Source organism: Streptomyces sp. NPDC021225, assembly GCF_044332865.1.
Classification (GTDB): domain Bacteria; phylum Actinomycetota; class Actinomycetes; order Streptomycetales; family Streptomycetaceae; genus Streptomyces.
Genome location: NZ_JBIRPV010000002.1, coordinates 176,631 through 190,792, shown reverse-complemented (window position 1 = coordinate 190,792; position 14,162 = coordinate 176,631). Strand labels below are relative to the sequence as shown.

Sequence of the window (14,162 nt, the reverse complement as noted above, 5' to 3'; positions counted from 1 at the left end):
CAAAGGTCTGGACCTCGTTGAACGGTCCGTCGCGCGAGACCGTATCTGGGCTGCGAAAGGCACCGCACAGCACGGACCGATCGAGCGAGGAGTTCCGCATGTCCCGGAAGCGTCGTGTGACCCGGCCCCAGAAGATCGCCCTGACCATCGGCGCGGCAGGTCTCGTGGGCGGCGGCCTCGCCGTCGGCGTCGGGGTCAGCCAGGCCTCGGAGACCACCCAGGCCAAGGCGCCCACGGAGAACTGCGCCGGGCTCGACACCGCGCTGCGGAACAATCTGAACTTCATCGCCGCCCAACAGGCCAGCCCCGACGCCCAGTCCGAGGCCAGGATCGCCAACCGCGAAGAGGTGGTGAAACAGATTCAGCAGCGCCGCCAGGTGGCGGGCTGCACCGAGACCGTCACGCCCTCCGCCCCGGCGGACTCAGCCCCGACGGACTCCGCCCCGGCGACGGCGGCCCCCGAGACCACCGCCCCGCCCACCGCCCAGCCCACCGGCGGCGCCTCCGGCGAAGGCGAGGTGGTCTGCGCCGGCTCCACGGTCACCCTCTCCGGCGAGGAGGGCGCGCCCGCCGCCTCCAGCAACCAGTTCCCGGTCGGCACCCGGCTCAAGGTCACCAATCTGGACAACAACAAGTCCACCACGGTCAGCGTGACCTCGACCTCGGGCAGCTGCGCCCTGCTGAACAACGCCGCGTTCGAGCAGGTGCGCGAGCCCGGGAAGTTCCTCATCCGACGAGCCGTCATCGAGCGCGTCGGCTAGGGGCCCGTACGCCCGTCAGCCCCGCTGGGGGGAGATCGCGCGCGGGGCGACGACGGGCAGCCGGGCGCACTCGCGGCAGGCGCGGGCGGAGGCCGCGACCCTGATGTGCGAGGCGATGGTGACGGCGCCCATGAGCGCGCTCAGCGGCCAGTTCCCGGCGAGGACCGACGCGGTGGTGAGGGTCAGCGCGCTGACCGCCAGGGCCGTACCGGCGGTGGTGCCGGTCCAGGCGACCATCAGCGGGAGCCGGGGCGGGGTGGGCAGCCGGCGGGCCGGCGCGCCGGTGGCGGCCAGCGCCACCCCCGCCAGCAGCGCGGCGGCGGCCGCGACGCCGCCCACATGGGCGGCCAGGATCTGAGCGGAGTGGGGCAGCTGCCGGCCATGGCCCACGATTGCCGTCAGGTACCAGCAGACGATCAGGAACGGGACGGTGAGCGCGACGACGCGCGCGGTCTGACGGGCCTGGGCGATGGTGAGTTCCCGCTGGAAGGCGGGCGCGACGTCCTCGACGCTCCCGAAGTCGTCCACCGCCTGGCGGGCGGCGCGCTCGGCTCCCCGGCCGTCGGGGCTTCCCCCGTCGCCGATGTCCGCCGCGGCGTCGACGAGCGCGTCGCGCGCCTCGGTCAGCATCCGCTCCTTGACCCGCGTCGGGCCGTGCAGCGCGGCCGCCAGAGCGGCGACATGCCCGTCGATCGGGTCGTCGATCGGGTCGGGGCCGAGGGCCGTCACGTGGCCGGCCTCGGCGCCGGCGAGGGGTCCAGGACGGCGCCGATCGCCGCGGTGAGCTCGCGCCAGGCCGTGCGCTCCTCGGCCAGGCTCCGCCGTCCGGCGTCCGTCAGCTCGTAGCAACGGCGGCGGCGCTCCCCGGCCGACTGCCAGTCGCTGCGCAGCAGCCCGAGCCGCTCCAGCCGGTTGAGCGCCGGATACATGGTGCCCGTGCGCAGTTCCAGGGCGCCGCCGCTGCGCTTCTGCACGGCCGTGATGATCGCGTAGCCGTGCAGCGGCCCCTGCTCCAGCGCGGCCAGCAGCAGCGCGTCCAGGTGCCCGCGCACCGCATCGCCCTTCATGAGGGAGCAGCCTACCCATCCACCTGTAGGTGCGCTATATATTGGCAGCCAATATGTAGGCTACTCACTCAAGCGGAGTCGCAGTGACCAAGCTGCTGTTGTCCGTACACGTCCTGGCCGCGATCCTGGCCATCGGCCCGATCGCCGTGGCCGCCTCGATGTTCCCCCGCTTCGCCCGCACCCCGGGCGACGCCGACCAGGAGCCGGGCGCGCGGCGAGGCCCCGCGACAGCCGCGCTTCTGCATCGCGTCTGCCGCGGCTACGCCGTCTTCGGCCTGGCCGTCCCGGTCTTCGGCCTCGCCACCGGCGCCCAGCTCGGCGTCCTGGGCGACGCCTGGCTCATCATCTCGATCACCCTGACCGCGATCGCCGCCGCCCTGCTGGCGCTGACCATCCTCCCCGCCCAACAACGCCTGCTGGCCACGCCGGACGGCGCGGCGGCCACCCGGCTTGGCATGCTCACCGGGATCTTCAATCTGCTGTGGGCGATCGTGGTCGTCCTGATGATCGTCCGCCCCGGCTCCACCACCGGAGCGTGACCACCATGCGCACCCTGCGGATCGCGGCCGCTGTCGAGGCGGCCTCCCTGGCGGCCCTGCTGATCAACCTGGTCACCATCCACACCAAGGCCATCACCGCCCTCGGCGGCCCCGTGCACGGCCTGTGCTACCTCACCGTCATCGTCTGCACCTTCATGACCCCCGGCGCCACCCCCGCAGCCCGCCGGCTCGCCGTCATCCCCGGCATCGGCGGCCTGCTCGTCCTCCGCCGAATCCACCCCCGAGAGGCCTGAGATGACCGACCCGTACGCCGGCTTACCGTTCCCTCGCACCGCCCTGGCCCTGAAGGCCCTGCACCACACCCGCGGCATCGAAGCGCCGGCGATCTTCAACCACAGCCTGCGCACCTATCTCTACGGCCGTTTCCTCGGCGAGTGTCGAGGACTGCGGCCCGACCACGACGACGACGACGAGCTGCTGTTCCTCGGCTGCTTACTGCACGACGCCGGACTCAGCCGTGAAGGCGACCGCGACCAGACCTTCAACCTCGACGGCGCCGACCTGGCCGCCCGCTTTCTCACCGACCAGGGGATGGCCGCCGACCGCGTCGACATCGTCTGGGACGACACGATCGTCGACCAGGCACTCGCCAAACCCCACAAAGCCCCGGTGTTCACCATGCCCGGCGAGCTCCTCCGCCAGAAAACCGGCGCGCCCTGGCCCACCTGGCAACAGCTGATGGCCCAAGAGCCGAGCTGGCACGACTGAAGCTCGGAGAGCTTTGGCCAAGAGCCGGATCCGTTATGTATCCCGCTCGGTAAAGACCCTTGATCGTTGGGCGCGTCCCGCCCCACAGTGGCGCCATGAGCAATCACTCCGAAGCACCTGTCACGCCCGTCGAGGCCTATGAACCCCCCTACTACGTCGCTGTCTTCACTGCGGTGCGCACCCAGGACCAGAGCGGCTACAGCGAGACCGCCGCACACATGGAAGACCTGGTGAAGGACGTCCCTGGGTTCCTGGGGATGGACCAAGCCCACACCCCTGGCGGGCTGTCCATCACCGTCGGGTACTTCCGCGACGCCGACGCCCTCACGGAGTGGCGGAGCAACGCCGAGCACCGCGCGGCGCAGAAGCGCGGGCAGGCCGAGTGGTACCAGAACTACACGCTGCACGTGGCGAAAGTGGAGCGGAGCCACGGGTTCACGCGAGCGTAGGCGCGGGCCACGAGGAGGATCGGAGTGCTGGCGCGCTCGGCGGTCAGGATGGCTGGACCTGGTCGAAGAGGGCGAGGGCTTCCGCGGGGTCCGGGCTCACAAGGCGTTCCAGACCGGCCATCGTGATCTTCGCCCACCTGCCGGCCCGTGCCCACATCCGTTCCTCGAAGGCGCGGACGGCCTCGTCCAGATCTCCGGAGCCGGTGGCGATGGACTCGGCGAGTTCGGCGCCGTCCAGCATCGCGAGGTTCGCGCCCGCCCCCAAGGGGGGCATCAGATGGGCGGCGTCGCCCAGGAGCGTCACCCCGGAGACGTGGGTCCAGGTGTGGGACACGGGCAGGACGTAGAGGGGGCGGTGGACGAAAGCGGTGCCGTGGCGGAGGAGGTCGAGCACGGGAGCGGCCCAGCCGTCGAACAGAGCCAGCAGGCTCGATCGCACGGGCTCGACATCGGCCAGGTCCAGGTCCGTGTGCCAGTCCAGGGACGCGCGGAACTGGGCGTACACCTTGACGTTTCCGCCGCTGTTGCGCTGGGCGACGAGCGCTCGGTTCACGCCGTACACAGCCAGGGAACCGTCGCCGATCAACCGGGCGAGGTCAGGGTGGCGGGTGTCGACGTCGTCCAGGGAGGTCTCGACCGTGGTGACGCCGGTGTAGTGCGGCGTCACCGATGAGACCGCCGGGCGGATCCGGGACCAGGCGCCGTCCGCGCCGACCACGAGGTCGAACGTCTCCTGTCGCCCGTCCGCGAAATGGACCAGCACGCCATCCGGGGTCCCCGGCACCACCTGCGTCACACCCCGCCCCCACCGGACGTCGAGAGGGCCGAGCAGCAGGTCACGGAGTTGCCCGCGGTCGATCTCGGGATTGGCCTGGTCATCTGGACCGGGTCGCCAGTCGCGCAGGACGGTCCCGTCCGCGTCCAGGATGCGCATGGCCTGCCCCTCGGGACGGGACAGCGCCTGGAACTCCGCCAGCAGCCCCGCCTTGTCCAGCGCGAGCTGACCCAGCCCTTCGTGCAGATCCAGCGTGCCGCCCGGGGGGCGGGCGTCGGGGGCGGGATCGCGTTCGAGGACGGTGACGGGGTGGTCATGGCGGTGCAGGACGCGGGCGAAGGCAAGGCCGCCAGGGCCGCTTCCGACCACGGCGATTCGGTGTCTCATGTCGATACACTGTATTGGACCCTTACAATGCATCGCAACAGTATGGTGTGACCATGACTGTGTGGGACCGGCCGGAGCCGCCGACTCGCCCCGTGCCGCTCGACCGGGAGCGGATCGTCGCCGCCGCCGTCGCGCTGGCCGACGAGGGCGGGCTACAGGCGGTGTCGCTGCGCAAGGTCGCCGCCCGGCTGGACGCCGGCCCGATGCGGCTGTACGGATACATCTCCACCAAGGAAGAGCTGTTCGACCTCATGGTGGACGAGGTCCAGGCCGAGATCCTCCCCGAGGAGCAGCCCGGTGACTGGCGGGAGGCGCTGCGCATCCTCGCCCACCGCACCAGGCAGGCCGCTCTCCGTCACGAATGGCTGGCCGATCTGCTCGGCGGCCGCCCGAGCCTGGGCCCGAACGGCCTCGCCGTGACCGAGGCCACGCTGGCCGCCCTCGACGGCCTCGCCGACATCGACACCGTCATGCGCGCCGTGGAGACTGTCAGCGCCTACTTCACCGGCGCGATCAGGCGCGAGATCGCGAACCTGCGAGCCGAGCGCGCCACGGGCCTGTCCAAGCGCGACTGGCAGCGCGCCTCCGGCCCGCATGTGACGAGAATGTTGGCCACGGGCCGCTTCCCGGCGCTGGCCAAGGCCGTGTACGACGGCACGGACGTGGACGCCGAGGCATCCTTCGCGACCGGCCTGGACTGGGTCCTCGACGCCGTGGCCGCCAAACTCACCCAGCCGCAGGCGTGACGGGCTGTTGCGACGTCTCGAAGATCGTTCCCCGTGATCTCGAGGGCGGGTGCTAGGTTGCGGCGGCGTGACGACGTCCTCCCCGCAGAAGTCGCCGTTCCTTTATGCCATCGATGAAGACTTCATTCCACCCGACCGGGGTGACGACCGGGCAGGGCCTGAGTCAGCGGTTCCCGCTGGTGATCCGGACGAGGCGGTGCGGCTCTTCCACCACTACCGGCGGCTCATCGCGCAGGAATGGGAGCTCGAACCCTGGCGCCGGACAGTGTTCGATGCCCAGCCCCCGAACACCGTCCGGAGGTCGCCGCTGCGTGCGGGCTGGCTCCGGTTCGCCTTCGACACCGCCGGACAACTGGCTCGCCGTGGACATGGATCCCGGGCCGAACGGTCGTCCCGGGCAGGTCATCGCGGTAGGAGTCGACTACACGCAGGGGCCGACGTACGTCGCTGACTCGGTGACCACATTCCTGCGCCGTCTGGTGGAAGCGCTGGAACGCGGTGACTACCGCCATCACGACAAGAGCCTGTGGATCGACGCGGACCTGCCGAACCTGTCCGGCAGGCACACCAGGTACAGCGACGGTGGGCGCTGGACATCGCGGCGGCGCCCGTCGCCGACATCGCCACGGTGACCGAGCTGAAGGGATTGCGGTACCTGGAGGTGACCCAGGACCAATGGCGGGCGCTGTCAGGACTCGACGACCTGCCGCCTTCGCCAACAGCCTGAACCGGTGCCTGGGTGAGGGACGCTGCCCGGTGCCGCGCACGTCGGCAGCACAGCTGACGAACAACTACGGGCGCAGCACACTAGGAGATGTCACAGTCCCGCAGAGTGGCACCCGCGTAGGAGCCGCCGCCCTCCTTCGCCTTCACGAGGACATAGCGGAGCTTGCCTTGCTTCAGCGCCTCCTCCAGGTCCCGCGCCAGCTTGCCGTCCCGCGGGGACTTCTCCGCACGCTCCTTCATCAGCTCGATGATCGTCTCCACGTACTCCCTGGTCCCCTGCTGGACCAGCTTGCCCTTGTGGCGACCCTTCCCCTGACGCCAGCCGAGACCGCTGGACGGCGCCTTGGCCTCGACGATGAGCAGCTCGCCGTCCTTGAGCCGGTACAACTGGTCGAACATATCCGCGCCGTTGGGGGTCTTGGGCAGTGAGATCCACTCGGCGCCCGGGAACTCCTTCGGAACGACGTGATAGCGGGCCGCGCTCTCGCCGAGCCGCTCGGATATGGAGCTGTTGTTGGGCTTGACGCCGAGTTCCTTTCGGTATGTCTGCCGTGCCTTGTCGAGTGCCCGTTGACTGGCCACTTGACTGGCCGCAGTGCGACTCTCCCGGAACTTCCGCTCCGCGTTGGTGAGATCCACGGAGGCTTTGCGGTGGTCGGCGACCTTGTCGAGCAGGCTGCTCCGTTTCCTGTCGCCGACCGAGCCCGGGCCGACGGACTTCGCGGGGGACAGCCTCGCGCCGGGTGCCGAGGGCAGCTCGTGCCTGGAGATCCAGTTGTTCTCGTTGTCCTTGGCGAGCTGAGGCAGCCCGACGCCGTTCTCCGCCGTGGCCTTGCTCTGACGGCGGCCGATGCTGTCGTAGTTGTCAGAGAACCAGACCGGGTCGTTGTTGGTCTTCCAGATCATTTCGTTCTGGATGTACTTACGGTGGTCGGCGGCCCGGCTCAACAGCTCGTTGCAGGTGAACACACTGTTCGTACGCTGCGGGGTGCCGTCGGGGCCGGGCGGATAGGTGGTGAACACGGCCGCGTCGAAGGCGGGCCCGCCCGCGCCCCGGCAGTGCTTGTCGAGCTTGAGCCTCTTCAACTCCTTCACCAGCGCCTGCCGGTCCATGCCGACCAGGGCCGTGGTGGCGTTCGGGGCGATGTCGACCCAGGCGACCTTGCTGAAGCCGGGCGGGGTCACCCCGTCACCGGACAGTTCGCCGATCGCCTTCGCGAAGTCGTTCACGACCGCGTCCGTGCTCCCGGACACCGCCTTGCGCTGGATGGTCTGCTTACGGGTCAGGTCCTGGAGGTCGGCCTTGTACCCGTCCGTAGAGCCCGCGGGTTTGAAGGTGGTGCCCCAGACGACCTCGTGCCCCGCTCGCGCCAGATCGCTCGCGTGCTGGAGCGTCCGCCGGTCAGAGTCGCTGAACTGGGCTGTCTTCTCCCGTAGTTCCCCAAATCCGCTCTCGTCGGAGAGCTTCAGGTTGTCGGAGTTCACGACCAGTTCGTAGAACGGCTCGAACGCGCCCTGCTGCACCAGATTGGCCACCGTCTGGCCGACATCGCTGATCCGTTGCTTGCGGAGCAGGGGGCTGGTCCGCGGACCGATGCCAGGCGTCATGGCGTCGAGGAGCTCGAGCACGGCCTTGCCGTTGGGCGGGCCGCTGTTGACACGCTGGTCGCCCATCGGCTCGTTGAGCCGGAAGCCCCGGTCCGCCAGCCGTTTGACGAGCGCCGGGTCGTCGCCCATGACATCCGGTGCGTAGAAGACGACGGACCAGGTCACCGGAATCGTCTGGCCGGGCGGTGCCACATTCCTCGCCGTCGCCGTCAGCGCACGGTTCCCACCGGGAGGCACCGAAACGGGACTGTTCAGCGCCGTCTGGCCCGCTACGGTCACCATCACCGTGCCACTGGCCGGAGCCGTACCCCGATTGGTCACGGTCACGGCGGCCGTGCAGCTCGGAGTGGTGCAGAGCGGCGGGGTCGGGGTGGCCTGCACCGCCACGTCCGGCTGCGCCGCCACGCGTTCGCTCAGCGGCTCGGCCTGCTCCTGCTTTGCGTCGACCCGGCGTACTGCCTCCGTTGTGCGCTGCACCTGAGCCTTGTCGGGCTCACTGACCGCGGACGACAGGCCCGGGTCCGGCGCGGGCTCACCGGCCGCCGCGCTCGCGTGGCCCGCGGACCGTACGGCGCCGCCCGGCGGGCCGGAGCGGAAGGCAGCGGTGCGCGCATCCCCGATGTCCGGCAGGGGTTCGGGCGTGGTGGAGCCTTGAGGCTCGGCGGAACCCGGCAGGCCGACCGACAGCGGCCGGTACGGAGCGGACGCGGTCACCACGATGCGCAGGGTGCCATCGGTCAGTACCTTCGCCGGGCGGCCGTTCACCGACGTGGACCCGCTCTGGCGCCACTTGTCAGCCCCGGACGAACCGTCGGAGTCCTCATCAAGGAGGGCATCGGCAAGCGCCGCCGGAGTCAGCCGGGACAGCTCGGCCAGGCCGGTCACACCGTGCGGCGGGTCGGCCACCCAGGTGTTCGCCAGCGCGTCGGCGCTGCCCGGCTCGTGCCCGAACCACCACTGCTGGTTGCCGCGCAGAAGGGTTCGCTCCGGGCTCACGGCGAGTTCCGCGAGCGCCCCCGAGTCACGGCTCAGGGTTCCGTACGCGGTGCCGTCGCGGGCGACCGTCAGCCGGAAGCCGACGATCGCGCCGTTGCCGTCCACCGTGGTCCCCGCATAGGTGACCCCACGCCAGGCGCGCAGGCTCTTCGTGGCCGCCGAGGCCAGCTGCGGGGGCGTCTTCTCCTCCTCGCGCGGCCAGAGCACAAAGGTCGTCAGACCGGCGATGAGCACCACGACCAGCGCCAGGGCGCCCCAACGCCCATACGGGTGAGGCGCGTTCTTGAGCCAGGTGCGCGCTCTGTTTGTCCGGGACGCCTGACTGTCCGGCGGCGATTGAGAGGGGTGCGGCGCCTGCGGCGGGCGTGGGGGGTACGGGGGCAGCGGGGGCAGCGGTGGTCGTGGGGGCGGTTGCTCGGAGGGTACTGATGCGCCCTCCCTGTCCCTTGCATCCATGTCTGCCCCCCGTTCCGGGGCCCGGGCGATGCCACCGGGCCCTGGCGTGATGGTTCCCGATTCCCGTTTTCCCGATTCCCGACCCAACTACCCGCTCAATCACGCTTGTTTACGGAATGCTGAATCGGGCGCCGCTGCCGGGCGTGGAGGCCGCCTCGGCATTGCGCGCTATCAATGGCGGCGTGACGAACGGTAGGGACTGCGCGTTCACGTGGGGGCGGGGGAAGACCAAGCCTGAAGACGTCACATCGGCCATGGAGTTGCCGGCCCCCGACCACGGGCGGCTATGGGGCGAACTGGCGGTGTTCGCCACAGGCGCTCGCGTCGAACGTACGGTGCTCCTGGCCCTGTGGCGCGAGCGAGGCGCACTCGACCACCGTGCCGGCGAGCGGTTGTGCGCCGATCTCGTCGACCTGTCGATACTCGCCGACCACGGCCTCACGGTGCGTCTGGACCCGGACGTGCGGGCCTTTCTGCGGGCTCGGATCGCCGCGGCCACGCTCACCGGGGTGCACGCGGCCCTGGTGCGGGTCGCTCGCCGGCGCCTTCCCCCCGACGGCGAGGGGGCCGCCTGGTGGCTGCTGCCGTGCAGCGAGGGGTACCTGTGGGAACATCTGCCCGGCCATCTTCTGGAGTCCGGCCGAGTGACGGAACTCGCCGGGTTGCTGGGCGACCTGCGCTGGCTGACGGCAACGATCCGGGCCTGCGGCACCGCCGCGGCGGAGGCGGACGCGGCGCTCGTGGACACGGACGGGGCACGGGCGCTGGCCCGGTCGCTCGCGCGGTCGGCACACGTGCTCGACCGGGCCAGGCAGTGGGACGCCGACCCGAAGGCGGTACTGATACCGGACCAAGCCGAACTGCGCGCCGCAGAGGCCCGCGACAGCCTGCCGTCGGAGCTGGTGAACCAGTTGCGCGGCGTCCCCGAACTCGCACCACTTCTGCACACGTTCGTGCGAAGCCTGCCACCCCGGCCGCGCCTCTTCGCGCACTCGTGGCCGCCCGGGACCGATCCGGTGCCCCGGCGGACGATTCTGGCCCGGGGCAGCGCCGAGGCCGCTTGTGTCGTGGCCCACGACAGTTCATCGCTTGCCGGGATCGGTGAGCGCGTCACAGTGTGGGAGATCGGCACCGGCCGTGTACTCGCCGACGGCGACAGCTCGCCGATACCCGCGGCGGTGGCGGAGCCGGACGGATCGTGGCTGGCATTGATCAGCGCGAACGACGAAGCCCAGGCGTGGGACACCGCCACGGGAACGCTGCGGTTCGCCGTTCCACTCACTCCCGGCTGCCGCGCCCTGCTCGCTGACGGCTCCTGGCTGGCCATCACTGACGACCGGGACCGCACGGTACGGGTGTTGGACACCCGTGAGGGCACTTTGCTGGCAGTGCTGGCCGGGCACACGGACGCCATCCACGGCCGCGCCGTGTCGCCGGACGGGACGTGGCTCGTTACAGCCGGGCGTGACGGCACCGTACGGGTGTGGGACACCGCCACCTGGCGGACCCGCCACGTGCTGCCCGAGAGCGGCACGGCTCTCCTCTCGTCGCCCGACGGGACGTGGCTCGCCGCCGGAGACGGGGACTCGACACGAATCCGGGACGCGGCAACCGGCAGCATGCGCACCCGCGTTCCCGCGTTCGGAGCGTTCGCCGGAGCCTCCGACGGCAGCTGGTTCGCCACCCTGGACCGGTTCGAGGCCGTCCTGCGCGTGTGGGACATCCCTGCTCGGCATGACAGCTCGGTGGCAGCTGAACCGCCACAACCGCCCAAGCGTGTGGACCGCGCGCGTCACACCGCCGCCGCCGATCCAGGCTGGTCGCCCACCGTGGCCGACGACGGCCACACAGTGCACCTCCGGGATCCGGCCACCGGCCAGGTCTGGGCATCGCTCAGCGGGCATGCCACGGCCGTCGACAAGTGCGTGCCCACACCCGGCGGCAGCCACGTGGTGACGATCTGTGCCGATGGCGTCCTCCGCCTCTGGGACACGGCCACCCGCACGGTGCGCACCCTGCTCACCGGGCAGGAGAGCACCCAGCTTTGTGCCGTCGATCCGGACGGGGCATGGCTGGCAACCGACAGCAGGGACGGCGACGACGCCGTCATCCGGCTGTGGGATTCCGCCACGGGCCATCTCCTGCACACCGGCAGGTTCTACGGGCAGATCTCCGAACTCGTCGCCGGCCCCAATGGGGCATGGCTGGCCTGGCGTGGCACGCACGCCACCCAACGCTGCTCAGCGCAGCCCCGGACGGGCGGTGGGTCGCCCTCGTAGAACGCCCGTACACGCTCGGTATCTGGGACACCGCGACCTGGAAATGCGTGGCTGTCACCTGGCTCGGCGCGAAAATCACCCACTGCGACTGGCCCTCCGACTCCTTCGGCCCCCACGTGTCGACCAGTGGGGCAGAAAAACCGGTCGTCTTCGACTTCTCTTGTCCGGGCGCCGCTTGAGTCCTGTGCCCCGTGGTTTCCGGCGATCTTCATCACCTGCATAGGTGATCTTCAGAGTGCAGCGTCACAAGCTCGGACAGCACCTCGAACAGACCCCAGAAACGCCAAGATCCCGCCCGATCAATCAGATCGGACGGGATCTCGTGAACCGCTCTCGAGCTAACTCAAGAACAGCCAGCTGTGTGGGCTGTTCACGAGTGTCCTCTGCCAGCGGCTTCGCGTTCCTTTAAAGATCGCTTCCCATCTGCCAACTGATCGCTTCCCGCAAAGCCAGCCACCGAGAGGGGCACGGGTGGTCAGGGACGCTGGGCAGTATGCAGCCGTTCGACCTGCTTGTTGATGAGATCGAAGGGGAACTGGGCCTTCACCCCTATGTTCAGATCTGTGAAGCTCGCTGTGACGTTGCCCGTCCGCACGAAAACATGGTGTTCGTCCCGCAACCCATCTCCGTCTGGCAGTGGCATGATCACGTGGAAACTAAGGGCCTCGTCCCCGACATCCGGGGCCTTCTCCACAGTGATCTTGGCGTTGAACTTCCCGAACTGGCCGACTCCCGTAAAGGACCTGCAGGTCGTGAGCGAGTCATGTAGCTGCTGAAAAGCCCCTTCTGCCTTCGTGTCGTCGTACGAAGCCAGCGTGGACCCGCCCCCCATAATGTTCTTCTTCCAATTGAAGATCTGGAGCACGACGGCGGACGCGTTCTCGGCGTCAAGCACGTCAAGGACTCTCTGGCAAGAGGCATCCGAGACGGGCGGGTAGGTGCGTTGCTCACTTTCCGGAACAGGGTCCTGCACAGGCACGTCGTGGGCCTGTGGTACATCCCTGTCCTTGAGGGTGAGTGCCTTCAGCTGCTCGGCGGTTAACGGGGGTCTTGCGGTTCTTGAGGGTGCTTCCGTGGTCGGGGTCGCCGTTGGGCGGCTTGCCGCTTCTTCGGTTGAGCAAGCGGAGACGACGAGTATTCCGGCGATCATCGCGTTACTTGCTGTCATCCGTCGCATGAGTGCAGCCACAAGTGCCTCCTCTGAGCTGTCTGCACGAGTCAGGTAGACGCTAGCCGCAACCGCCGAGGACGGGAGCGCGATTTGTCCACTTGTGGTGGACAGCGAGCGACAGGCGATGTGACGCACGGGCTTCGATCCTCGCCAGTCCGGTCTGGGCACCTAACGCACAGTGGGCAGACGGTAGTTGTCGTTAGGGATCATTGGCGATCACCTTCTGCGATCTTGTGGCGTGCTCTTCTACGGTGGGTCATGGCTCTGGCGGTCCTTGCGTCGGGGCCTGCACGTCGGGGCAGGAGGCAGAGCTGACGATGACGCCACTTTTCAAGCGGTTGGACGAGGAAGAAGCCGTCGCCCGTGGCGAGTTGGCTGCTCTGCGCGAGAAGGTCGCCGCGACGGAACAGTGGCTGGCTCGCCTGGCGATCACACGTGAGACGGCGCTGTCCCTGATGAGTGAAAGCTCTCACCGTGACGAACCCCAAACCCAAGAGCCGTGGGCTGCCGAGAGCCCTGCAGCCCGTCAGGGTGCCAGTGGTGGGGAAGGGACTGCTGGTGAGGGCGCCCAGACGGGGCAGGCACCGCAGACGCCCGGCCCGGTGGATCTGGAAACGGCGCGGGAGCGGATGCTGGTGCTCTTGGCGGGTGCCGGGCGGGCTATGAAGGTGCAGGACATCGCTGCGGCGATTGGCGAGGACACGTCCAACGCGCGGCGGGTGGAGACGACTCGCTCCCGACTGAAGAAACTGGTGAAGGAAGGCCGGGCGGTTGAGGGCCCGACGGCCTGGTTCTCCATCGCGCATGCCGACAGTGAGCGCCGAGAGGAGTCCGGGGTGGGCTGATGAAACGTCCGTCGGGCTGGGCTTTATGCCTGGTCTGGCGGCGAAGAGGCTGGCACCGCCGAGGGTTCAGCTCGGCGGTGCCGGTTGCTTGAGCGTCCCGCAAAGGTGGCTCTCGCACATCCGAGGTTAGTGGGGGTCTTCTCCACTCGGCGAGCGGAGCCGCGAATTCGTCCTGCCCTGGTCGCGATCGTGCGAATCCAGGTGCGAATCGAGGCTCATTGTTCCCTCTTCCGGTCACAAGTGGGCTGCTGCGGCCACAGTCGGATCCCGATGAAGGCGTTCAGCCGGGCGATGGTGGCCACGTCCGGCCAGGACCGTCCGGCCAGCAGGTCGGCGATGGCCTGCCGGTTGACGCCGGAGCCGACCGCGGCCGCCCGCAGACTCAAACCCTGGTCGGCCAGGGCTTGGCCAAGGGTGCGGGCGATCTGGCGGACCGCCTCTGCTCCGGGGTCAGGGCTGGGGTGTTCGGGCCAGGCTTCCGGATCACTGGTCAGTTGCCTGGGGGAGCGTGCGCGGGCGCGTCCGCCGACCATGCGCGCACCGTCCTCTCCATCGAAGTTGATCAGTCCTGGAATGGCTGCTTGTCCAGCCGGTATGCATGGACTGTGGTTCTTGATCCGGATACGTC

At 69.4% G+C, this 14,162-nt stretch carries 15 protein-coding genes; 9 read left to right on the top strand and 6 right to left on the bottom strand.

The genetic code is table 11. The features are described 5' to 3' along the window. Positions 1-98 precede the first annotated feature (98 nt). Positions 99-761 carry a hypothetical protein gene (locus ACH4S9_RS08920; protein ID WP_311726421.1) on the top strand — a complete coding sequence of 221 codons (663 nt, stop codon included), beginning with the start codon at positions 99-101 and terminating at the stop codon, positions 759-761. 15 nt (positions 762-776) lie between these two features. Here the strand turns inward: ACH4S9_RS08920 and ACH4S9_RS08915 are convergent, their stop codons facing one another. Together ACH4S9_RS08915 and ACH4S9_RS08910 are read right to left on the bottom strand one after the other, a co-directional pair. After that, a complete protein-coding gene (locus ACH4S9_RS08915) occupies positions 777-1,490 on the bottom strand; it encodes a hypothetical protein (protein WP_398370798.1) in 714 nt (237 codons plus the stop codon). After that, positions 1,487-1,828 carry a PadR family transcriptional regulator gene (locus ACH4S9_RS08910; RefSeq protein WP_352128115.1) on the bottom strand — a complete coding sequence of 114 codons (342 nt, stop codon included), beginning with the start codon at positions 1,826-1,828 and terminating at the stop codon, positions 1,487-1,489. Before ACH4S9_RS08910 ends, ACH4S9_RS08915 begins: the two co-directional genes overlap by 4 nt. 83 nt (positions 1,829-1,911) lie before the next feature. Between ACH4S9_RS08910 and ACH4S9_RS08905 the strand changes: the two genes are divergently transcribed. The 4 genes from ACH4S9_RS08905 to ACH4S9_RS08890 all read left to right on the top strand — a co-directional run bounded on the left by ACH4S9_RS08905 (position 1,912) and on the right by ACH4S9_RS08890 (position 3,545). Then, positions 1,912-2,367 carry a hypothetical protein gene (locus ACH4S9_RS08905; RefSeq protein WP_398370796.1) on the top strand — a complete coding sequence of 152 codons (456 nt, stop codon included), beginning with the start codon at positions 1,912-1,914 and terminating at the stop codon, positions 2,365-2,367. A gap of 5 nt (positions 2,368-2,372) precedes the next feature. Next, positions 2,373-2,621 carry a hypothetical protein gene (locus tag ACH4S9_RS08900; RefSeq protein ID WP_398371794.1) on the top strand — a complete coding sequence of 83 codons (249 nt, stop codon included), beginning with the start codon at positions 2,373-2,375 and terminating at the stop codon, positions 2,619-2,621. Between the two features lies 1 nt (position 2,622). Next, the gene (locus ACH4S9_RS08895) at positions 2,623-3,096 is read left to right on the top strand and encodes an HD domain-containing protein (RefSeq protein ID WP_398370794.1); all 474 of its coding nucleotides are present in this window, start codon (positions 2,623-2,625) and stop codon (positions 3,094-3,096) included. Positions 3,097-3,191: 95 nt separating this feature from the next. Next, positions 3,192-3,545: an antibiotic biosynthesis monooxygenase gene (locus ACH4S9_RS08890; RefSeq protein WP_311726426.1), complete on the top strand. Its 354-nt coding sequence runs from the start codon at positions 3,192-3,194 to the stop codon at positions 3,543-3,545. 43 nt (positions 3,546-3,588) lie between these two features. On the opposite strand, the gene ACH4S9_RS08885 is transcribed toward ACH4S9_RS08890, so the two are convergent. Then, entirely contained in the window at positions 3,589-4,707 is a 1,119-nt protein-coding gene (locus ACH4S9_RS08885) for an FAD-dependent oxidoreductase (protein ID WP_398370791.1), read from the bottom strand. Positions 4,708-4,760: 53 nt separating this feature from the next. On the opposite strand from ACH4S9_RS08885, the gene ACH4S9_RS08880 reads away from it, so the two are divergent. Both ACH4S9_RS08880 and ACH4S9_RS08875 read left to right on the top strand, forming a co-directional pair. Beyond that, positions 4,761-5,453: a TetR/AcrR family transcriptional regulator gene (locus ACH4S9_RS08880; protein WP_398370789.1), complete on the top strand. Its 693-nt coding sequence runs from the start codon at positions 4,761-4,763 to the stop codon at positions 5,451-5,453. A 362-nt stretch (positions 5,454-5,815) separates the two neighbouring features. Beyond that, positions 5,816-6,085: a hypothetical protein gene (locus ACH4S9_RS08875; protein ID WP_398370787.1), complete on the top strand. Its 270-nt coding sequence runs from the start codon at positions 5,816-5,818 to the stop codon at positions 6,083-6,085. A gap of 175 nt (positions 6,086-6,260) precedes the next feature. On the opposite strand, the gene ACH4S9_RS08870 is transcribed toward ACH4S9_RS08875, so the two are convergent. Then, positions 6,261-9,020, bottom strand: coding sequence for a hypothetical protein (locus ACH4S9_RS08870; protein ID WP_398370785.1), 2,760 nt, complete (start codon positions 9,018-9,020; stop codon positions 6,261-6,263). A 401-nt stretch (positions 9,021-9,421) separates the two neighbouring features. Between ACH4S9_RS08870 and ACH4S9_RS08865 the strand changes: the two genes are divergently transcribed. Continuing rightward, a complete protein-coding gene (locus ACH4S9_RS08865) occupies positions 9,422-11,518 on the top strand; it encodes a WD40 repeat domain-containing protein (RefSeq protein ID WP_398370783.1) in 2,097 nt (698 codons plus the stop codon). Positions 11,519-11,993: 475 nt separating this feature from the next. On the opposite strand, the gene ACH4S9_RS08860 is transcribed toward ACH4S9_RS08865, so the two are convergent. Continuing rightward, positions 11,994-12,707 carry a hypothetical protein gene (locus ACH4S9_RS08860; protein ID WP_385342597.1) on the bottom strand — a complete coding sequence of 238 codons (714 nt, stop codon included), beginning with the start codon at positions 12,705-12,707 and terminating at the stop codon, positions 11,994-11,996. A 299-nt stretch (positions 12,708-13,006) separates the two neighbouring features. Here ACH4S9_RS08860 and ACH4S9_RS08855 point away from each other — a divergent pair, with 299 nt between their 5' ends. Next, entirely contained in the window at positions 13,007-13,534 is a 528-nt protein-coding gene (locus tag ACH4S9_RS08855) for a hypothetical protein (RefSeq protein ID WP_398370781.1), read from the top strand. 215 nt (positions 13,535-13,749) lie between these two features. On the opposite strand, the gene ACH4S9_RS08850 is transcribed toward ACH4S9_RS08855, so the two are convergent. Further along, positions 13,750-14,067, bottom strand: coding sequence for a helix-turn-helix domain-containing protein (locus ACH4S9_RS08850; RefSeq protein WP_398370779.1), 318 nt, complete (start codon positions 14,065-14,067; stop codon positions 13,750-13,752). Positions 14,068-14,162 lie beyond the last annotated feature (95 nt).